This window comes from Allobosea sp. Root670 (assembly GCF_001429415.1).
In the GTDB taxonomy this organism is placed as follows: domain Bacteria; phylum Pseudomonadota; class Alphaproteobacteria; order Rhizobiales; family Beijerinckiaceae; genus Allobosea; species Allobosea robiniae.
In genome coordinates this window covers 266,102-286,668 of record NZ_LMJU01000001.1, presented here as the reverse complement: position 1 = coordinate 286,668, position 20,567 = coordinate 266,102, and the positions used below count along the sequence as shown (strand labels likewise).

General features: G+C 67.4%; 16 protein-coding genes. 8 read left to right on the top strand and 8 right to left on the bottom strand.

Going from position 1 to position 20,567, the window contains the following annotated elements:
- The first annotated feature begins 132 nt into the window (after window positions 1–132).
- From ASE61_RS01280 to ASE61_RS01255, 6 genes are all read left to right on the top strand, one after another.
- Entirely contained in the window at window positions 133–1,041 is a 909-nt protein-coding gene (locus ASE61_RS01280; protein ID WP_061963882.1) for an ImuA family protein, read from the top strand.
- Window positions 947–2,491 carry a Y-family DNA polymerase gene (locus tag ASE61_RS01275; protein ID WP_082617006.1) on the top strand — a complete coding sequence of 515 codons (1,545 nt, stop codon included), beginning with the start codon at window positions 947–949 and terminating at the stop codon, window positions 2,489–2,491. Before ASE61_RS01280 ends, ASE61_RS01275 begins: the two co-directional genes overlap by 95 nt.
- The gene (locus ASE61_RS01270) at window positions 2,488–5,901 is read left to right on the top strand and encodes an error-prone DNA polymerase (protein ID WP_061963880.1); all 3,414 of its coding nucleotides are present in this window, start codon (window positions 2,488–2,490) and stop codon (window positions 5,899–5,901) included. Before ASE61_RS01275 ends, ASE61_RS01270 begins: the two co-directional genes overlap by 4 nt.
- A 154-nt stretch (window positions 5,902–6,055) precedes the next feature.
- Window positions 6,056–6,865, top strand: coding sequence for a phosphoadenylyl-sulfate reductase (locus ASE61_RS01265; protein WP_082617005.1), 810 nt, complete (start codon window positions 6,056–6,058; stop codon window positions 6,863–6,865).
- Entirely contained in the window at window positions 6,862–7,764 is a 903-nt protein-coding gene (cysD, locus tag ASE61_RS01260) for a sulfate adenylyltransferase subunit CysD (protein ID WP_061963878.1), read from the top strand. The genes ASE61_RS01265 and cysD overlap by 4 nt, the downstream gene beginning before the upstream one ends.
- A complete protein-coding gene (locus tag ASE61_RS01255; protein WP_061963876.1) occupies window positions 7,764–9,398 on the top strand; it encodes a sulfate adenylyltransferase subunit 1 in 1,635 nt (544 codons plus the stop codon). Before cysD ends, ASE61_RS01255 begins: the two co-directional genes overlap by 1 nt.
- 9 nt (window positions 9,399–9,407) lie before the next feature.
- Here ASE61_RS01255 and ASE61_RS01250 read toward each other — a convergent pair whose 3' ends face one another.
- From ASE61_RS01250 to ASE61_RS01225, 6 genes are all read right to left on the bottom strand, one after another.
- Window positions 9,408–9,815, bottom strand: coding sequence for a RidA family protein (locus ASE61_RS01250; protein ID WP_061963874.1), 408 nt, complete (start codon window positions 9,813–9,815; stop codon window positions 9,408–9,410).
- Window positions 9,816–9,862: 47 nt separating this feature from the next.
- Window positions 9,863–11,503 (bottom strand): benzoate-CoA ligase family protein, encoded by a 1,641-nt coding sequence (locus ASE61_RS01245; protein WP_061963872.1) that lies wholly within the window; start codon window positions 11,501–11,503, stop codon window positions 9,863–9,865.
- Between the two features lie 62 nt (window positions 11,504–11,565).
- The gene (locus ASE61_RS01240; protein ID WP_200959584.1) at window positions 11,566–12,774 is read right to left on the bottom strand and encodes an acyl-CoA dehydrogenase family protein; all 1,209 of its coding nucleotides are present in this window, start codon (window positions 12,772–12,774) and stop codon (window positions 11,566–11,568) included.
- 1 nt (window position 12,775) lies between these two features.
- Window positions 12,776–13,612 (bottom strand): enoyl-CoA hydratase family protein, encoded by an 837-nt coding sequence (locus ASE61_RS01235; RefSeq protein WP_061963870.1) that lies wholly within the window; start codon window positions 13,610–13,612, stop codon window positions 12,776–12,778.
- Window positions 13,612–14,148, bottom strand: coding sequence for a MarR family winged helix-turn-helix transcriptional regulator (locus ASE61_RS01230; RefSeq protein ID WP_061963868.1), 537 nt, complete (start codon window positions 14,146–14,148; stop codon window positions 13,612–13,614). Before ASE61_RS01230 ends, ASE61_RS01235 begins: the two co-directional genes overlap by 1 nt.
- A 1-nt stretch (window position 14,149) precedes the next feature.
- A complete protein-coding gene (locus ASE61_RS01225; protein WP_061963866.1) occupies window positions 14,150–14,905 on the bottom strand; it encodes an SDR family NAD(P)-dependent oxidoreductase in 756 nt (251 codons plus the stop codon).
- A gap of 239 nt (window positions 14,906–15,144) precedes the next feature.
- Between ASE61_RS01225 and ASE61_RS01220 the strand changes: the two genes are divergently transcribed.
- Complete coding sequence (locus ASE61_RS01220; RefSeq protein WP_061965460.1) at window positions 15,145–17,475, top strand: bifunctional salicylyl-CoA 5-hydroxylase/oxidoreductase; 2,331 nt, start codon at window positions 15,145–15,147, stop codon at window positions 17,473–17,475.
- 4 nt (window positions 17,476–17,479) lie between these two features.
- On the opposite strand, the gene ASE61_RS01215 is transcribed toward ASE61_RS01220, so the two are convergent.
- Entirely contained in the window at window positions 17,480–18,736 is a 1,257-nt protein-coding gene (locus tag ASE61_RS01215) for an MFS transporter (RefSeq protein WP_162260047.1), read from the bottom strand.
- A gap of 461 nt (window positions 18,737–19,197) precedes the next feature.
- Here ASE61_RS01215 and ASE61_RS01210 point away from each other — a divergent pair, with 461 nt between their 5' ends.
- Complete coding sequence (locus tag ASE61_RS01210) at window positions 19,198–20,298, top strand: DUF2778 domain-containing protein (protein ID WP_061963862.1); 1,101 nt, start codon at window positions 19,198–19,200, stop codon at window positions 20,296–20,298.
- Window positions 20,299–20,313: 15 nt separating this feature from the next.
- On the opposite strand, the gene ASE61_RS01205 is transcribed toward ASE61_RS01210, so the two are convergent.
- On the bottom strand, window positions 20,314–20,562 hold the full coding sequence (locus ASE61_RS01205; RefSeq protein WP_061963860.1) for a hypothetical protein: 249 nt from the start codon (window positions 20,560–20,562) through the stop codon (window positions 20,314–20,316).
- Window positions 20,563–20,567 lie beyond the last annotated feature (5 nt).

The window sequence follows — 20,567 nt, the reverse complement described above, 5'->3', positions numbered from 1 at the left end:
AGCAGCTTCGGAATGACGAGACCCGCCTCGCGTCACTCTCTGGCAGGGGCATGGGGAAGGCGGGAAGACTCGACTCGCCTTCCGGTGGGGAGCGTTCTATAAAGAACAAAGAGAGAACATAAGCTTTGCCCCATGCCCGAAACCGCCTCGACCCTGTCCGATCTGCGCCGCAGCCTCTCAGAGGCCACCTTGCGGGGCGGGCCGGTTGCGGCCGGGCGGATCGGCCTCGGCGTGCCTGCGCTGGACGAAGCCCTGAACGGCGGGCTCGCACGGGCAGCGCTGCATGAAATCTACGCTGCCGAGGTCGCCGATCTCGCCGCCGCGACCGGCTTCGCGCTCGGCCTCGCGCTGCGGGCGGGGGCGGCAGATGGAAAGGCCGGAGCATTTTCGAGCGAAGCCGCCCCCGGTTCGCGTGAAGAAACGCGAAATGGTTCCAGCGAGCGTTCCATCCTGTGGGCGCGGCAGGATTTCGTCGATGCCGAAGCCGGGCGATTGCACGCGCCGGGATTGAACGAATTTGGCCTCGATCCGTCACGCCTCCTGCTGGTGCGGGCGCGCGACGGCGAGGGCGTGTTGCGGGCGGGTGCCGAGGCGGCGCGCTGTTCGGCGCTGGGGGCCGTGCTGATCGAGCCCTGGGGCGAGCCGCGCCCTTTCGACCTGACGGCGAGCCGTCGTCTCGCCCTGGCGGCGGAAGCCTCGGGCGTGCCGGTACTGCTGCTGCGCGTTGCGGCGGCCGAGGCGCCGAGCGCGGCGCGCACGCGCTGGCAGGTGAGGGCGCTGGCCTCGCGGGCCTTGGAGGCGAATGCGCCGGGCGCGCCGGCCTTCGCCCTGAGATTGCTGCGCCAGCGCGGTGGCGTGGCCGAGCGTGAGTGGCGTGTGGAGTGGGACCGTGACCGACATTGCTTTGCGGAACGCAGCCTTTTCGACCGAGCTTCCCGGACAGACCATGCCGCGCCGCTATCTCGCCCTCTGGTTCCCCTTTCTGGCGACGGACAGATTGCGGCGGACGGGCGCGATACCGGCCTCCGGCGCGCCGGCTGAGAAGCCGCACGTGCTGACCGAGATGCAGGGCAACGCCCTGCGCCTCGTCGATTGCGACCAGCGCGCCGTCGATCTCGGCCTGACGCGAGGGATGACGCTGGCCGATGCTCGCGCTCGCATTCCCGATCTCGTCGCGCTGGAGACGCAAGCTCAGGCCGACAACGAATTCCTCGAAGCGCTCGCGGCCTTCTGCGACCGTTTCACGCCGCTTGTCGCGCTCGACGAACCGCATGGCCTGATCCTCGACATCACCGGCTGCGCCCATCTCTTCGGCGGCGAGAGGGGGCTCGGTAATCTGGCCGGGCGCGCCATGCAGCGAGGGGGCCTCAAGGTGAAAGCCGCCATCGCCGGCACGCCTGACGCTGCCCGTGCCTGCGCGCGGCACGGCCGCGGCGGCATCATCCCGCCCGGCCAGGAGGAGGCGCTGTTGCGCCCGCTGCCGACCGCCGCGCTGGATACCGACGCCGAGACCGTGATCGCGCTCTCCCGTGCCGGCCTCAAGACGCTGGCTCATCTCGCGGAGCGCCCTTCGGAAACGCTCTCGGCCCGCTTCGGCGAGGCGATGGCGGTCAAGCTCCGGCGTATCCTCGGCCATGAGGACCGTCGCATCACGCCGCTGCGCCCGCCGCCCGATTGCGTGGTCGAGCGCCATTTCGCCGAGCCTTTCGCCGACACGACGAGCCTCGAGGCTGTCGTCGTCAGGCTGATCGGGGAGGCGGCGCGGGTCTTGGAGGCACGCGGCGAGGGCGGTCGCGTCTTCGAGCTCGGCTTCTTTCGCAGTGACGGCGCGGTGCGCCGCCTCGCCATCGAGACCGGCCACCCGTCGCGCGACGCCAAGGCACTGCTCAGGCTCTATCGCGAGCGCATCGAGACCCTGTCCGATCCGCTCGATCCCGGCTTCGGCTTCGATGCGATCAAGCTCGCCGTGCCGCTCTGCGAGCCGCTCGACACGCCGCAGCACAGCCTCGATGGCCGCGCGGTCGAGGAGGAGGCAGTGGCCGATCTGGTCGACCGGCTCGTCACCCGCTTCGGCCGCGACCGGGTGCTGCGCTTCGCGGCGCAGGATACGCATCACCCCGTTAGGGCCGCGAAGGCGCTGTCGGCCGCTGCGCTGCTGCCGGACGCAGCTTGGTCCGTACCGGAGCCGCAGGAGCCGCCGGCCCGCCCGCTCCAGCTCTTCGAGCCGCCCCAGCCTGTCGAGGCCATCGCGGAAGTACCGGATGGCCCGCCGATCCGCTTCCGCTGGCGGCGCCTCATCCATGACATCGCCCGCGCCGAAGGCCCCGAGCGCATCGCGCCCGAATGGTGGCGCGACGGCTCCGACGAGCCGATGCGCGACTATTACCGCGTCGAGGATGCGCAAGGGCGCCGTTTCTGGCTCTACCGGATCGGCTTCTACGAGGCCGACAGCGCTCCGCCGCGCTGGTTCCTGCACGGGCTCTTCGCATGAATCAGATTGCGAATGCCTTCGCCGAACCCGTTGCCGCCTCGCATTTTTCCTTCCTGCGCGGCGCTTCGCCGGGGCCGCATATGGTGCTGACGGCGCTGCTGCTCGGTTATTCCGGCATCGGTATCGCCGACCGCAACACGGTGGCGGGCGTCGTGCGCGCCTGGGCGGCGCTGAAGCAGTTGCGCGAAGACGGTCTGCCGGCGCCCGACAAGGTCAGGCAAGGCGGCAGCCCCGGCGAATACATCTGGGTCGAGAACCCGGATTTCGCTGATCATCCCATCGAGCCCGAGCCGATGAAGGCGATGGCGAAGAAGTTCAAGCTCGCGACCGGCACCCGCCTCGTCTTCGCCGACGGCACGCCCGACATCGTCGTCTATCCCGCCAATCGCGCCGGCTGGGGCCGGCTCTGCCGCCTGCTCAGCCATGGCAACCTGAAGGACGGCGTGAGGAAGGGCGAATGCCGTCTCGTCCTCGACGACCTCCTGAGCGATGCTCGCGACCTGCTGCTGATCCTGATACCCGGCCGCAGCCTCGATGGCCTGCCTGCGCTCCTTGCTCGGCTGGATGATGCAGCGCCCGGCGCGGTCTGGCTCGCCGCCAGCATGCACCGGCGCGGCGACGACCGCCGCCGCCTTGCGCGCCTCAAGACTATCGCCACCGCGACCCGCACCCCGCTGATCGCGACCAATGACGCGCTCTATGATTCCATCGCGCAGCGGGACCTGCAGGACGTACTGACCTGCATCCGCGAGGGCAGCACCATCGAGCGGGCGGGGCGCCTGCTCGAATCCAATGCTGAGCGCCATCTCAAGCTGCCGCAGGAAATGGCGCGCCTGTTCCGTGATGCCCCCGAGGCCATCACCGAGACGCAACATCTCTTCTCCCGCATCGAGTTCGATCTTGGCCAGTTGAAATACGAGTACCCCGACGAGCCGATCCCGCCCGGCTGGAAGGATCAGGACTGGCTAGTCGAACTGGTCCGCCGCTGCTGCCTGATCCGCTATCCCGATGGCGTGCCGGAGAAGGTCGAGAAGCTGCTGGCGAAGGAGCTCGATCTGATCGGGAAGCTCGAATACGCCCGCTATTTCCTGACAATCCGCCAGATCGTCGAATTCGCGAACAGTAGAGGCATCCTCTGCCAGGGCCGCGGCTCGGCCGCCAATTCCGCCGTCTGCTACGTGCTCGGCATCACCGCCGTCGACCCGGCCGAGAACGATGTGCTGTTCGAGCGCTTCATCTCGACCGAGCGCAAGGAGCCGCCCGATATCGACGTCGATTTCGAGCACGAGCGGCGCGAGGAGGTGATCCAGTGGATCTACAAGTTCTATGGCCGTGAGCGTGCCGGCATCGCCGCCACCGTGATCCATTACCGGCCACGCAGCGCCATCCGCGAGGCCGGCAAGGTGCTGGGCCTGACCGAGGACGTCACCGCCCGCATCGCCGATACCAATTGGGGCAGCTGGGGCAGCGAGATCGGCGACGCCCGCGTCCGTCAGGCCGGGCTCGACCCGACCAATCCGACGATCCGCCGCGCCGTCGATTTCGCCACCCGGTTATTGGGCTATCCGCGCCATCTCTCGCAGCATGTCGGCGGCTTCGTCCTGTCGCGCGGGCGCCTCGACGAGACCGTGCCGATCGGCAACGCCGCGATGGACGACCGCACCTTCATCGAATGGGATCGCGACGACATCGACGAACTCGGGCTGATGAAGGTGGATGTGCTGGCGCTGGGCATGCTGACCTGCATCCGCAAGGCGTTCGACCTGATCAAGGCGAATGGGGGAGAGGATTATGCGCTCGCCGATCTTAAGGATGGCGATAAAGGCACCTACGAAATGCTCAAGAAGGGGCATTCTCTAGGCGTTTTTCAGGTCGAGAGCCGCGCACAGATGAACATGCTGCCGCGGCTAAAGCCCGAAAAGTTCTACGATCTCGTCATCCAGGTCGCGATCGTCCGGCCCGGCCCGATCCAGGGCAACATGGTCCACCCCTATCTGAAACGGCGGGCGGGGATCGAGAAAGTCGTGTTCCCATCTCCAAAGCCGCCCCACCCTGAGAACGAACTATTCGAAGTTCTGAACAAGACCGAGGGCGTCCCGCTCTTTCAGGAGCAGGCGATGAGGCTCGCCATGGTTGCCGCCAAATTCTCCGACATCGAGGCCAATGGCCTGCGCAAGGCGATGGCGACCTTCCGCAATGCCGGAACCATTGGCAACTATGAGGCGATGATGGTCGAGCGCATGGTGGAACGCGGCTATGAGCGCGATTTCGCCCAGCGCTGTTTCGAGCAGATCAAGGGCTTCGGCAGCTATGGCTTCCCGGAAAGCCACGCGGCTTCCTTCGCCAAGCTGGTCTACATCTCCTCCTTTCTGAAGAAGCACTACCCGGCCGCCTTCGCTGCTGCGCTGCTCAATTCCCAGCCCATGGGTTTTTACGCGCCGGCCCAGATCGTGCGGGAGGCGGAGGAGAACGGCGGCGTCGAGGCGCGGCCGGCCGATGTCAATTCCAGCTTTCTGGACAACAGCTTGGAGCCCGTTTCGGAATCAAGTTCTTACCGCGACCGGCCGAGCCGGGAAGGCGGAAGAGATCCTTTCGCCCTGCGCCTGGGCTTCCGCCAGATCGACGGCTTCAAGGATGAGTGGGGTAACGCCATTGCCGGGGAGCGGGAACCCGGCGGCCCCTATCGCGATGTCGAGGAATTGATGCGCCGTGCCAATCTCCCCGCCCGCGCCATGCGCCTGCTTGCCGATGCCGATGCCTTCCGCTCGCTCGGGCTCGACCGGCGCGAGGCGCTCTGGGCCGTGCGTCGCCTGCCGGATGATCCGGCGCTGCCGCTGTTTCAGGTTGCGCAGGCCCGCGAATTGGGTTCGGAGCGGAGCATGGCGCTGCCGGTCATGCCGCTGGCCGAGCATATCGTCGCCGATTACCAGACCGTTCGGCTCTCGCTGAAGGGGCATCCGATGCAGCTCCTGCGCCCGCGCTTCCGTCGCGAGGGCGTGCTGAGCTGCGCCGAGACCGAGGCGAAGCCCGATGCCGCCTTCGTCCGCACGGCGGGAATCGTGCTGGTGCGGCAGCGGCCGGGCAAGGGCAATGCCATCTTCGTCACGCTGGAGGACGAGACCGGCATCACCAATGTCGTGATCTGGGCGCGATTGTTCGAGCGTTTCCGCCGCGAGGTCATGGGTGCACGTTTGATGCTGGTCGAGGGCCGGGTGCAGAAGAGCGTCGAGGGTGTCACCCATCTCATGGCCCAGCGTATCGCCGACCGCTCGATCGACCTGCTCTCGCTCTCGGATACGCATCGCGCCGAGGTTCCGATGCCCATCGACGAACTGAAGAATCCGCCGTTGCCGCGCCACCGCCACCCGCGCAATGTGCGCATCCTCCCGAAATCGCGGGATTTCCATTGAGTTTGTGCTGCTAAGGGGCGTGTAGCGCGCCCGTCAAAACAAACTTCTCCAATGGAAGTGAAATAAGAAAAAACACGCTACCTTCTGTAAATTGAACCTTTGCCGCCATGGGTATAAGTGGTTCGTTCGATTTACCGAACAGGCGGCCACGACCATGGCGAACGGCTTCGGCTCGGACGAACCCTCGACGACAACGTCGGCAGAGGCGCTGCTGGCGCATCGCGCGGCCGCGCTCGATGCGGCGTTCGGCAAGGCGGACGTGCCCGCGCGCGTTTCCGGCATCGTCGCGGAAGCGAACGGGCGAGTAGTCTTCACCACCTCCTTCGGTCTCGAAGACCAGGTCCTGACCCATTTCATCGCGACCGCGAAGCTGCCTGTCACCTTCGCCACGCTCGATACCGGCCGGCTCTTTCCCGAGGTCTATGTGCTCTGGCAGGAGACCGAGGAGCGCTACGGCATCGTGATCCGCCCGTATTACCCTCGCCACGACACGCTCGAACTCCACGTGCGCCAGAACGGTATCAACGGCTTCTATGCCTCGCGCGACGCCCGCAAATCCTGCTGCGATATCCGCAAGGTCGAGCCTCTGGGCCGAGCGCTCGCCGGCGCCGATATCTGGCTGACCGGCCTGCGCGCCGACCAGTCGGCGGCGCGAGGCGGGGTGAAGCTGGCCGAGGCCGATGCGGCCCGCGGCCTCGTCAAGGCAAGCCCGCTCATCGACTGGTCGCGTGAACAGGCGCTCGCCTTCGCGCAGGAGAATGCCGTGCCGCTCAACCCGCTGCATGCGCAGGGTTTCGTCTCGATCGGCTGCCAGCCCTGCACCCGCGCTATCCGCCCCGGCGAGCCCGAGCGGGCCGGGCGCTGGTGGTGGGAGGATGATGCGGCCAAGGAATGCGGCCTGCATGTCGGACAGGACGGGAAACTGGCGCGTGCCGAGCTCTCGGCTGTGGAGCTGCGCCAATGATCCAGCTCAGCCATCTGCAGAAGCTCGAGGCGGAGGCGATCTTCATCATCCGCGAGGTCGTCGCGACCTGCGACAAGCCGGTGCTGCTCTATTCGATCGGCAAGGATTCCGCCGTCCTGCTGCATCTCGTGATGAAGGCGTTCTATCCGGCCAGGCCGCCTTTCCCGCTGCTCCATGTCGATACGACCTGGAAATTCCGCGAGATGATCGCCTTCCGTGACGAGACGGCGCAGCGGCTCGGCCTCGACCTGATCGTCCATATCAACCGGGAGGGCGTCGAGGCCGGGATCAATCCCTTCGCCTCCGGCTCGCGCGTCCATACCGACGTGATGAAGACGCAAGGGTTGAAGCAGGCGCTCGACCTCCACAAGTTCGACGCCGCCTTCGGCGGCGCGCGCCGCGACGAGGAGAAGAGCCGGGCCAAGGAGCGCGTCTTCTCGCTGCGTTCACCCGAACATCGCTGGGACCCGAAGAACCAGCGGCCCGAACCCTGGCAGCTCTTCAACACCCGCAAGCATCGCGGCGAGAGCTTTCGCGTGTTTCCGCTCTCCAATTGGACCGAGCGCGATGTCTGGGATTACATCGCGCTGGAGAACATCCCGGTCGTGCCGCTCTATTTCGCGGCGCCGCGCCCGGTCGTCCGGCGCGACGGCGCCTGGATCATGCGCGACGACGAGCGCATGGAGCTCCTCCCCGGCGAGACGATTGAGATCCGCATGGTCCGCTTCCGGACGCTGGGCTGCTACCCGCTGACCGGTGCCGTCGAGAGCGAGGCGGCGAACCTCACCGACATCATCGCCGAGATGCGTTCGTCACGATCCTCCGAGCGGGAGGGCCGCGTCATCGACCATGACGGCTCCGGCTCGATGGAGCAGAAGAAGCAGGAAGGCTATTTCTGATGGGCTTTGCCCTTGCCAAGAAGAAGGCACCGAAACCGGTGCAGACGCCGCTTCCGGCCAACGATGCGCCGGCCGCCAGCGAAACAGGCCAGCACTCGCTGCTGCGCTTCATCACCTGCGGTTCGGTCGATGACGGCAAGTCGACCCTGATCGGCCGCATGCTCTACGAGGCCGGCGCGGTCTTCGACGACCAGCTCAGCGCGCTCGACAGCGATTCCCGCAAGTTCGGCACCCAAGGCGAGGCGCCCGATTTCGCACTGTTGGTCGACGGCCTCTCGGCCGAGCGCGAGCAGGGCATCACCATCGATGTCGCCTATCGCTATTTCGCGACGCAGACGCGCAGCTTCATCGTCGCCGACACACCCGGCCACGAGCAATATACCCGCAACATGGCGACGGGCGCCTCCACCGCCGATCTCGCCATCATCCTGGTGGATGCACGCAAAGGCCTGCTGCCGCAGACGCGCCGCCATTCCTTCATCGTCTCGCTGGTCGGCGTCCGCCATGTCGTGGTTGCCATCAACAAGATGGACCTCGTCGGTTATGACGAAGCGGTTTTCGAGCGCATCGCGGACGACTATCGCGCGGCGGTGAAAAGCCTCGGCTTTGCCTCGATCCGCTTCATCCCGGTTTCGGCCCGCGACGGCGAGAACGTCATGCGCCCGTCGACGCTGATGCCCTGGTATGATGGCCCGGCGCTACTGCCCTATCTTGAGGGCGTCGCGGTCGCCCGCGCTGCCCCGAGTGACGAAGGCTTCGTCCTGCCGGTGCAATGGGTCAACCGGCCCGATCTCGATTTCCGCGGCTATGCTGGTACGCCGGTTGCCGGCCGTGCCCGCGTCGGCGATCCCGTCGTCGCGCTGCCCTCCGGCCGCACCAGCCGCATCGCACGTTTGATCGGCGCAGCCGGCGAGGCAAGCCAGATCGCTGCCGGCCAGGCCGCGACGGTCGCACTGGAGAACGATATCGACATCTCGCGTGGCGACGTCATCGCCGCTGCCGGGGCGGCGCTGCCGGTGAGCCGCGGCCTGAAGGCACGCCTGCTCTGGACGGGCGAGCGGGCCATGCTCGAAGGCGGCCAATTTCTGGTGAAGCTCTCGACGCAGAGCGCCAATGCCACGGTCGAGGCGCTGCATCACAGCATCGATATCGAGGGCTTCGAGCCGCTGCCGGCGCAGAGCCTGGGCATGAACGGCATCGGTCTCGTTACGCTCCGGTTCGATCGGCCGCTGGTCTCGCTGCCCTACGCGCAGAGCCACCAGCTCGGCGGCTTCATCCTGATCGACCGGATCAGCAACGAGACGGTGGCCTTCGGCTTCGTCGAACCCGCCGAGGGCGAGGCTCGACAGGCCGTGGGCGAGGGCGGGGCGCTGGTACGGGCGCAACGCGGCGTCCTCCGCATCGTCGGAAGGCGCGGCACGCCGGACCGCCGGGCATGGCTTGCCGGGATCAGCTGGCGTGTGTTGAGCACCGCCGGGCTGTTCGCGGCGGCCTTCGTGCTGACGGCCAATGCGGCAGCATCCCTGGCGCTCGCCTTCGGTGACATCCTGCTGCGTCCCGGCTTGCGGGCGCTGCATATGCGGCTCTGGCGTAAGGCGCCGGTCGGGGCGTTGCAGGATGGCGCAGGGATTTAGGCCGCGGGGTCAGGCACCGACCACCGCCGTCGCCTCGATCTCCAGCAGCGCCTCCGGCTCGACCAGTGCGGTGACGGCGACCACCGCCATGGCCGGGAAATGCCGGCCGAAGACCTCGCGATAGGCCGGCCCCATCTCCCTGAGGCTGGCGCGATAGGTCGCGATATCCGTGACATACCAAGTCAGGCGCACGATATCCTCGACGCGCCCGCCGCCGGCCTCGATCACCGCCCTGATGTTGAGGAAGGTCTGGCGGAGCTGCCCGATGAAGCCCTCGGCGAAGACGCCCTGCGCGTCCCAGCCGACGAGCCCGCCGGTCACCAGCACACGGCCTTCCGCCACCATGCCGTTGGCATAGCCGCGTGGCTGCGGCCAGCCTTCGGGCAGGATGGCGCGGGATTGGGAGTGGTCGGACATGGCGTATCGCCTCGTTTTCGGCCGTTCAGGCTCTGTCGAAAGATAGGTTAGCTCTCGCCCTGGGCCATCTGGCGCAGGGCGAAGCGTTGCAGCTTGCCGGTCGCTGTTTTCGGCAGGGCGGCGACGAATTCGATCGCGCGGGGATATTTATAGGGCGCGATGCCGGCTTTCACATGCTCCTGCAGCGCCTTGACCAGCGCTGCGTCGCCAGTGACACCCTCGCGCAAGACGACATAGGCCTTCACGATCTGCCCGCGCTCGGGGCAGGGTGCGCCGACCACGCCGCATTCGGCCACCGCTTCATGCATCAGCAGGCAGGCTTCCACCTCGGGACCGGCGATGTTGTACCCGGCCGAGACGATCATGTCGTCGGAGCGGGCCTGGTACCAGAAATAGCCTTCCGCATCGCGCAGATAGGTGTCGCCGGTGATGTTCCAGCCGTTCAGGACATAGACCGCCTGGCGCGGGTCGGCGAGATAGCGGCAGCCGGTCGGGCCGCGCACGGCGAGGCGCCCGGGCGTGCCGTCCGGCACATCGCGCCCCTCTGCGTCGACGATCTTCGCCTCATAGCCCGGCACCGGAATTCCGGTCGCGCCGGGCCGGATCGCCTCGCGCGGCGCGCCGATGAAGATATGCAGCATCTCGGTTGCGCCGATGCCGTCGAGCAGCGGCATCCCGGTCCGCGCCTGCCAGGCGTCGAAGGTCGCCTTGGGCAGCGCCTCGCCGGCGGAGACGCAAGTTCGGAGCGAGGCGATGTCGCGCCCGTCGAGCTTGTCGAGCATGGCGCGATAGGCCGTCGGCGCGGTGAAGACGACGCTGACCTTGTGGCGTTCGATCGCGTCGATCAGGTCGGCCGGGCCGGCCTTCTCGGGCAGCACCATCGCCGCGCCGATCCGCATCGGGAAGAGCACGAGCCCGCCGAGCCCGAAGGTGAAAGCGAGCGGCGGCGAGCCGGTGAAGCGATCATCCGGAGAGGCCTTCAGCACGCGCGCGCCATAACAGTCGCAGATCGCCAGCATGTCCTGATGGAAATGCATCGTGCCCTTGGGCTCGCCGGTGGTGCCTGAGGTGAAGGCGATCAGGCAGACATCGTCACGCGCCGTGTCGATGGCTTCGAAATGCTCATAGCCCGGCTGCGCCATCAGCGCCTCGAGCTCGCTGCCACCGCTGCCGAAGGCGACGATGCGGGCAAGCTCCGGCACTTGTGCCCTGGCGGTCTCCAATTCGGCGGTGAGGCGGTGGTCGCAAAGCGCGAGCGTGATTTTGGCCTTGCGCAGGGGATAGGCAAGCTCGCCCGCCCGCAGCATCGGCATGGTCGCGACCGCGACGCCGCCGGCCTTGATGACGGCGAGATAGGCGGCGACCATCATCGGCGTGTTGCCGGCGCGCAGCAGCACGCGGTTGCCGCTGACCATGCCGAGGTCGCGGGTCAGCACATTAGCGATGCGGTTCACCACCTCAGTGAGGTCGGCATAGCTCCAGTGCAGGTCGTTGGCGATCACGGCGGTGCGCCCGCCATGCCCCTCGTCGACATGCCGGTCGAGCAGCTCCGCGACGCAGTTCAGCCGCTCGGGGTAGGCGAGCCCCGCCTCCTCCAGCCTCAGATCGGGCCAGCTTTCGCGCGGCGGCAGGTTGTCCCGCGCGAAGCTGTCCTGATGCCCCGATCTCGCGAATCCGGTTGCTGTCATGGCGTTCCCCTGCGAGAGCCCGATCCGAACAGGTCCCCTCGGCCTGACCGGTGAATCCGGCTCTAACGATGTGCTCTTCCGGCATGTGATTTCAGGAGGTCGCGCGCGATCACGACCTTCTGGACTTCCGAGGCGCCCTCGTAGATGCGCAGGGCCCGGATCTCCCTGTAGAGTTCTTCGACCTTGACGCCCTTGGTGACGCCGAGGCCGCCATGGATCTGCACGGCGCGGTCGATCACGGTCTGGGCGTTCTCGGTCGCGACGAGCTTGGCCAGTGCCGCCTCGCGGGTAACCCGGGCCGCACCACGGTCCTTGGTCCAGGCGGCGCGGTAGACGAGGAGAGCGGCGGCATCGACCTCGGCCGCGCTCTCGGCAATCGCCGCCTGCGAGAGCTGGAGATCGCCCAGCGTGCCGCCGAAGAGCTTGCGGCCATTGGCATGAGCCAGCGTCTCGTGCAGCGCGCGGCGCGCGAAGCCGAGCGCGGCGGCGCCGACCGTCGAGCGGAAGATGTCGAGCGTCGCCATCGCGACCTTGAAGCCGTCGCCGGGACCGCCGATGCGGTTCTCGAGCGGCACGCGGCAGCCCTCGAAACGCAGGGTCGCCAACGGATGCGGCGCGATGACTTCGATGCGTTCCGCGATGGTCAGGCCGGGCGTATCGGCCTCAACCAGGAAGACGGAGAGCCCGCGGGCACCGGGCGCCTCGCCGGTGCGGGCGAAGACGACATAATGGTCGGCGATGCCACCATTCGAGATCCAGCTCTTCTCGCCGTCGATGCGGACATGGGTATTGCCGTCCGGCGTCGCGGTCGTCGCCATGGCGGCGACGTCGGAGCCCGCTTCCTTCTCGGAGAGTGCAAAGGCGGCGATGCGCTTGCCGGCAGCGACATCCGGCAGGATGTGCCGCTTCATCGCCTCGGAGCCGGCGATCGAGATCGAGCCTGTGCCGAGCCCCTGCATGGCGAAGGCGAAATCGGCGAGCCCGTCATGCGCGGCCAAAATCTCGCGGGCGAGGCAGAGCGTGCGGACATCGAGCTTGTCAGTGAGCCCGCCATAGGCAGCCGGCACGGCCGCCTTCAGGAAGCCCGCAGCACCTAAAGCTGCGACGCGCGCCCGGCAGGCCTCGTCGACATCGTCATGCGGCAGGTCGGCGAGATAGGAATCGGCCCAGCCGGACAATTCGGCGGCGAAAGCGCGATGGCTCTCCTCGAAGAACGGCCAGTCCAGCGTGTCGTCGAGAATGTCGAGGCCGAGAGGAGAAGCGCTGCTCATCTCAGTTGCCCTCGAAGACCGGCTTCTGCTTGTTGGCGAAGGCGTGATAGGCGCGGGAAAAGTCCTCGGTCTGCATGCAGAGCGCCTGCGCCACGGCTTCCGCCTCGATCGCACTCTCGACCGACATCGCCCATTCCATCTCGAGCATGCGCTTGGTCATGGCATTGGCGAAGGTCGGGCCGTCAGCCAGCTCGGCGGCGAGCGCCTGTGCGTCCGCCAGCACGGTCTCAGGTGCACAGATGCGGTTGAGAAACCCCCAGCGCTCGGCTTCCTCGCCCCTGAGCACGCGGCCGGTATAGAGCAGTTCCGCGGCGCGGCCCTGGCCAACGATCCGCGGCAGCATCGCGCAGGCGCCCATGTCGCAGCCGGCGAGGCCCACGCGGTTGAACAGGAAGGCGATCTTGCTGCCGGCCGTGCCGAGCCTGAGATCCGAAGCCATGGCGACGATGGCGCCGGCCCCGGCGCAGACGCCGTCGATGGCGGCCACGATCGGCTGCGGGCAGGCCCGCATCGCCTTGACCAGCTCGCCGGTCATCCGGGTGAATTTGAGCAGGTCCTTGGTCTCCATCGCGACCAGCGGCCCGATGATCTCGAAGACGTCGCCGCCCGAGGAGAAATTGCCGCCGGCGCCGGTGACGACGATCGCCTTGACCGCCTCTTCCTTCTGCGCAGCGAGGAAGAAATCCGTGAGTTCGCGGTAGCTTGCGAAGGTCAGCGGATTCTTTTTCTCAGGCCGGTTCAACGTCACGGTCGCGACCTTGCCGGAGACCGAGAGGCTGAAATGCTCCGGCGTGAAACCCGCCAGCGGCAGGGTCGTGGCATTGGCGATCTCTGCCATCAGGCGTCTCCCTTGGCGGCTTCGCCGGCCCGCCCCGCGATGGCGCGATGCAGCGAGGTCTTGGTCTCTCCGAGCAGCCGGAAAAGCTGCGCGATGGCCGGCTGGTCGAGCCCGGCGAAAAGCTCGGCGATCCAGTCCTCATGGCGCTCGGCCATGGCGCGGAAGACCTTGCGGCCCTGTGCGGTCAGCGTGAGGATCTGCACCCGTCGGTCCTGCGGGGCGGAGCGCTTGTCGACGAGCCCGTCCGTCACGAGCCCGGCGACGACGGCGGTGACATTGCCGTTTGAGACCATCAGGCGCTGCGAGACCTCGCCGACGGTCATGCCGACCGCGGTCTTGTCGAGCTGGGCCATCAGGTCGAAGCGCGGCAGCGTGGTCTTGAACTCCTCGCGCAGCCGGTTGCGGATCTCAGTCTCGATCAGGGTCGAGCAGGTCAGCATCCGCAGCCACAGGCGGAGTTCGTCCTTGTGGTCGCCGGGGCGCTCGCTGGCCTTGGTCTCGCGGTCCAGCACGAGGGCGGAAGAGGGCGTTTCCATCTCAGAACTCCCCGCCATTGATCATGAGCGACTGGCCGGTGACGGCATCGCTGCCCGGCCCGCACAGGTAGAGCACGGCGGCGGCGACCTCTTCCGGTGCGATCAGCCGGCCTTGCGGATTGTCCTTGATCATGGCCGCCAGCGCGTCCTCGCGGCTCTTGCCGGTCTTGTTGGCGACATTGTCGATGCTGGCGGTCGCCATGTCGGTATCGGCATAGCCGGGGCAGACCGCGTTGACGGTGACGCCGGAGCGCGCCGTCTCCAGCGCCAGTGACTTCACCAGCCCGATCACGGCATGCTTCGCCGCCGTATAGGCGCTGACATACGGGTAGCCGCGATGCCCCGCCGTCGAGGCGATGGCGATCAGGCGGCCGCGGCGGTGCTCCAGCATGGCCGGCAAAGTGGCGTGGAACAGGTTCACCGTGCCGATCAGGTTGATGTCGAGCATCCGGCGGAAGCGCTCGTTGTCGCTGCGCATGAACGGACCGGTTTCGACCGCGCCGGCATTGGCGATGGCGATGTCGAAGGCTGGTTCGCGCGAGAGCTGGTCCAGCGCCGCGGTAACCGAGGCTTCGTCGCGCACGTCACAAGTTGCGTAATCGGCCGCGACGCCAGCTGCGACGGCCTCCCGCAAGGTCGCCTCGTCGCGCCCGAGGATGCTGACCCTGGCTCCGGCTGCTGTCAGCCCGGCGGCGATTGCCCGGCCGATGCCGCGTCCGCCGCCCGTCACCAGTGCACGCTGTTCCCGCAGTGTCATGGCCGCTCGACCTCCGGATGAGAATATATTTTAAGTCTGAAGGAATTTGCAAGCAGCCTGATGGCAGCCGCGGTGCAAGGGTATTTCCAGCGCAAGCTGGCAATCCGGTGGGGCGCTTTTGAGTATCGAGCGGCATGGCCCCGCGGTGGCTGCTGCAAAATCCTCTTGAGGCCAAAAACATTTCAGGCTTAAAATAATTTCTCAAGCCGGATCGACCCGGCTCCCGGATGGAGGCGTCGATGCGTATCGCGGTCGTGGGCGGAGGGCCGGCGGGGCTCTATTTCGCGCTCCTGATGAAGCGGGATTGGCCGGAGCTGACGGTCGACGTCTTCGAGCGCAACCAGCCGGACGACACCTTCGGCTTCGGCGTGGTCTTCTCCGACCAGACGCTCGATACGTTCAAGATGGCGGATGCGCAGAGCTATGCCGCGATCCGGGACAATTTCGCCTACTGGGACGACATCGAGATCCACTTCAAGGGCGACACCTTCCGCGTGCCTGGCAACGGCTTCTGCGGCTGCTCGCGCCGCTCGCTGCTGATGCTGGTGCAGGCGAGGGCGCGCGAGCTCGGCGTCAACCTGCATTTCGGCAACGAGGTCGCCGATGCCGAGACATTGAAGCGCGACTACGATCTCGTCGTTGGCGCCGACGGCATCAACAGCCGCATCCGCGAGAACTGGCGCGAGCGCTTCCAGCCGCAGACCGACCTGCGCCCCAACCATTTCACCTGGATGGGCTCGACCCGTCCCTTCGACGCCTTCACCTTCTTCTTCAAGGAGACGGAGCACGGCGTCTTCATCGCCCATTGCTACCAGTACGAGGCCGGCCGCTCGACCTGGGTGCTGGAGACCGACCCCGAGACCTTCGCGAAGGCTGGCCTGGGCGCCATGGACGAGGCGCAGTCGGCAGCTTTCCTCGAAGGCGTCTTCGCCGAGGAACTGCAGGGCCACAGGTTGATCACCAACCGCTCGCTCTGGCGCAATTTCCCGATGATCCGCTGCCGTCATTGGGTGGTCGGAAATGTCGTGCTGATTGGTGACGCCAAGGCGACGGCGCATTTCTCGATCGGCTCAGGCACCAAGCTCGCGATGGAGGATGCCATCGCCCTGCACAGGGCGATGGGGCAGGCGAAGCTCGATGTCGCGGCCGGCCTGAAGCTGTTCGAGACGCAGCGCCGCGAGGAGGTCGAGAAGACCCAGCACGCGGCCGACGTCTCTCTGGTCTGGTTCGAGGAGCTCAAGCGCTTCTGGGATTTCGAGCCCCTGCGCTTCGCCTTCGGCCTGATGACCCGCTCCAAGGCAATCACCTATGACAATCTGGCGCTGCGGGCGCCGGACATGGTTGAGGCTGTCGACAAGCTCGTCGCCGACGGGCTCGGGGATCTGGCCAAGCGACGCAAGGACGGCGCGCCGGTGCCGCCGGCCTTTCAGCCGTTCAAGCTGCGCGAGATGCGGGTTGAGAATCGCATGACGCTCTCGCCGATGTGTCAGTACTCGGCGCAGGACGGCCTGCCTGATGATTGGCACCTGATGCATTACGGCTCCCGCGCCATCGGCGGCCCCGGCCTGATCTTCACCGAGATGACCTGCGTCGCGCCCGATGCGCGTATCACCCCCGGCTGCACCGGGCTCTGGAACGATGCGCAGGAAGCCGCCTGGAAGCGGATCGTCGACTTCGTCCACGCCCACTCGACGGCGAAGATCTGCCTGCAGCTCGGCCATGCCGGCCGGAAGGGCGCGACTAGGCTGATGTGGGAGGGCATGGACCGACCGCTGCCGGAAGGCGCCTGGCCGATCGTCTCGGCGTCGCCCTTGCCCTACTACCCGGAAAGCCAGGTGCCGCGCGAGATGACCCGCGCCGACATGGACCGGGTCAAGGCGCAGTTCGTCGCCGCGGCCGAGCGTGGCGAGCGCGCCGGCTTCGACATGCTGGAGCTGCACTGCGCCCATGGCTATCTGCTCGCGAGCTTCCTCTCGCCGCTGACCAACAGGCGCACGGACGCGTACGGCGGCTCGGTCGAGAACCGCCTGCGCTATCCGCTGGAGGTCTTCCGGGCGCTGCGCGAGACCTGGCCGCGCGAGAAGCCGATGTCGGTGCGCATTTCCGCGACCGACTGGGCCGAGGGCGGCCTCTCGGCGGCCGATTCCGTCGCCATTGCCGAGGCTTTCGCCGCCGAGGGCTGTGACCTCGTCGACGTCTCGACGGGCCAGACCGCGCGGGAATCGCGGCCCATCTACGGCCGCATGTTCCAGACGCCGTTCTCGGACCGCATCCGCAACGAGGCGCAGGTGGCGACCATGTGCGTCGGCAACATCACGACAGCCGATCAGGTCAACACCATTATCGCAGCTGGCCGCGCTGACCTCGTAGCGCTCGGGCGGCCGCACCTGGCCGATCCATCCTTCGTGCTGCGCGCTGCCGCCTGGTACGGCGTCGATGCCGACCAGCCGGTGCAGTACGGGCCCGGCAAGGACCAGCTCATGCGCAACACGCCGCGGGAGCGCGAGGAGCTCGAGACGCTGAAGCTGAAGGCCAAGCCCAGCCGCCACGGGCCGGTCATCGAGGCCTGAAACTCTATTTTGCGCCCTGCGAACGCCCGGAAGGTGAAACCTCCGGGATGGTCGGCGCGGTGGCCGGGCGTTCGCCAAACGGGCTGGCCGAAGGCGGGTTGCGCCGCAGCCGGAAGGCGAGATAGGCCGCAGCCGCCGCCGAGAGCAGGCCGAGATAGGCCAGCAGCCCGTTCGGCCCGACCGTCTGCATGAAGGCGGCGGCGACCAGGGGGCCGATCGCCGAGCCTGTCGCCCAGAGGAAGAGCAGTTGGGCGGAGAGGCCGAGCGCCCGTTCGCGGCCGAGCCGGAAATAGGCATGCGCGACGGCGACCGTGTAGATCGGCATCGCCCCCGCGCCGATCAGGGCGAAAAGCCCGAACAGCCAGAAGCGCGTATGAGGCACGGAGAGCCAGAGCACGACGCCGAGCGCCAGCGAGCAGAGCACGACCGAGACGGTGGCGGTCAGCATGATCTTGCGGCTCTCGACGCGGTCCGCCAGCAGCCCGAGCGGCCATTGCAGCACGAGCGCGCCGATCTGGATGCCGGCGGTCAGCAGGATCGCCCAGGCCTGGTCGAGGCCGATCAGGATGCCGTAGGCCGGTGCGATATTGGTCAGCGCGCCGCCCATCAGCCCGACATAGAGACAGCCGATCACCGAGGCCGGCGCGTATTGCCACATCGTGTTGAGCCGGACCGAGACGACCTCGCCCGATTCAGGCCCCTTGGCGCGGGTCATGCCGACCGGGATCAGCGCGATCGAGAAGGTCGCGCTCGCCAGCAGGAAGACATCGTGCGATTGCAGCGAGACATAGCCGACACCGATCTGCGAGCCGATCAGCGCCAGGCGGTTGAGGATCTGGTAGAAGCCGAACAGGCGCCCGCGCTGGCCGGCCTTGGCCTGGCCGCTGATCCAGCTCTCGATGCAGATCGCGTGGCCGGCGCCGGCGAAGCCCATGCCGAGCCGTGAGATGCCCCAGAAATCGAGCGATGTGAGCGCGAAGCTGATCGTCAGCACCGCCTGCAGCGCGGCGAAGACGCCGAAGGCGCGGATATGGCCGACACGGCGAATGAAAGCGGGGATGACGAAGCAGCCGGCGAGAAAGCCGACGGAATAGGCCGAGCCGACGAGGCCGATCAGCAGCGGCGCCTTCTGCTCCAGCGCCATCTTGAGCGGCACGACCGTGTTCACGATGGTCGAGGCGATCTGCAGGATAAGAGCGCCGCTGACGATTGCGCCGAGCGCTGCGACGGAACTCGTCCGGGGCTCGGCTGGCTGGCTCACGGCGGTCCCGGCCTCCGGCGCAGCGGCCACTGAATCCTGCGATTCCGGCGGCTGCAACTCCTGCGGTTGCGATGCTTGCGACATATCCGATTCGACGGCCGATTGGTGAGAAATAGGTTGGAACTGCAGCCTCGCCCGAAAAAATGGGCCAATCGGGGCAGGTCGCGAAAAAATCCCGTCTTTCTTCCTCCATCGTCCGGTCTCGATCGCGCCGTCTTCGCGTGGCCTTGGAGGCGCGCGCCGGGCCCTGTGCCGCCGCGCGCGAACCGCGAAAAATTATCGATCCGGTTCACCGGCGATTAACCAAGGCGGCGCCTTATCGATACGGAACGAAGTTTGGGTTCTCCCGGCATGTCCTGTCACACCGCGATGCGCACCGCGCCTCCCTCGGTCGAGGCGCGTGCGGCCGTGCTGTGCCTGCGGCCGCCGGGCGTGGCGTAAGCGTATCGAGAGTGCGGCGGATGACGTATGCGACCTATGTGCGGGAAGGTGGCGCGCCCTATGTGCGGCCGCGTCGTCGCCGCAGGCCCTTGCTGAAGGGGCTTCTCCTCGCGCTCGCCCTGAGCGGCGGCGCCATGTCCGGATTCTGGATGCTGGGGCAGGGCGCCCCCGGCCCCGATGCGGAGAAGATGCCCGCCGCAATCGCCCACAAGGGATCGGCCGGTCATGTCGCGCAGCAGCCGGCGCCGGCCTATAGCGGCCTGCTCGATCCCTCCCTGTCGGGCGGCAAGGGTGCGTCCTTCGTCCAGGGCGCTCCCGTCCGCTCCGCGTTCCAGCCGGCGGCCCCGGTGCCGCCATCCTCGTCGCTCGCCGCTGTCGCTCCCGCGGAGCCCGCCTTGCCGCTGCCGCCGCAGCCCCCGGTCACGCTGGCGGAGAAGGCCGCTCCCATGCCGGTGCCGCGCCCCTTGGATCTGCTGCCGAAGGCCGGTCCGCAGCAGCTCCAGCCGCAACAAGCCCAGCCGCGCGTCGCCCAGCCGACGACGTCGCGTCGCAACCGGACGGCCGCCGCGGCGCCGACGCCAGGGGACAACCGCAGCTTCTTCGAGAAGCTCTTCGGCGTGCAGAAGCAGCAGGAGCCGGCCGGGACCGTGCTCGCCTATGCCGCGCCGCAGGACGACATCATCGATCGTGGCCGCATCACCCGTCTCAGCCCCTCGGCCGGCACCCCCACGCGCACCGCCGAGGCCGGCACCGCGATCTACGATATCGCGGCCAAGATGGTCTATCTGCCGAATGGCGAGCGACTGGAGGCTCATTCAGGCCTCGGCGAGATGATGGACGATGTCCGCTACGCCCATGTCCGGATGAAGGGCGTCACCCCGCCGCACACCTATACCTTGACCGAGCGCGAGGCACTGTTCCACGGCGTGCGCGCCATTCGCCTGAACCCGGTCGGCGGCAGCGGCGCGATCCACGGCCGGGCCGGGCTGCTCGCCCATACCTATCTGCTCGGCCCGCGCGGCGACTCGAACGGCTGTATTTCCTTCAAGGATTACGATCGCTTCCTGCAGGCCTTCCTGCGCGGCGAGATCAAGCGCATCGTTGTGGTGGCGAGCCTCTGAGTGCAGGCGACTGTGCTAAGGCCGCCGCTGACGATTTGCCGTCCGCAGCGCGATCCCGGTCGCGGCCAGAACGCAGCCCAGGAAGAAGGGCGGGACGAAGACCATAAGGGCTTCGGTATCCTCCCAGCGAAAGCGGAAGCGGGAGAGGCTGCAGCCGCCCGAATGCAGGCCGCAGGCGAAGAGGTTCAACGCGACCCAGCCCGCGAAGGCGACGAGGCAGAGAACCGCCCCGCCTCCGATCAGAAGCCAGCTCGCGCGCCGCATTCAGG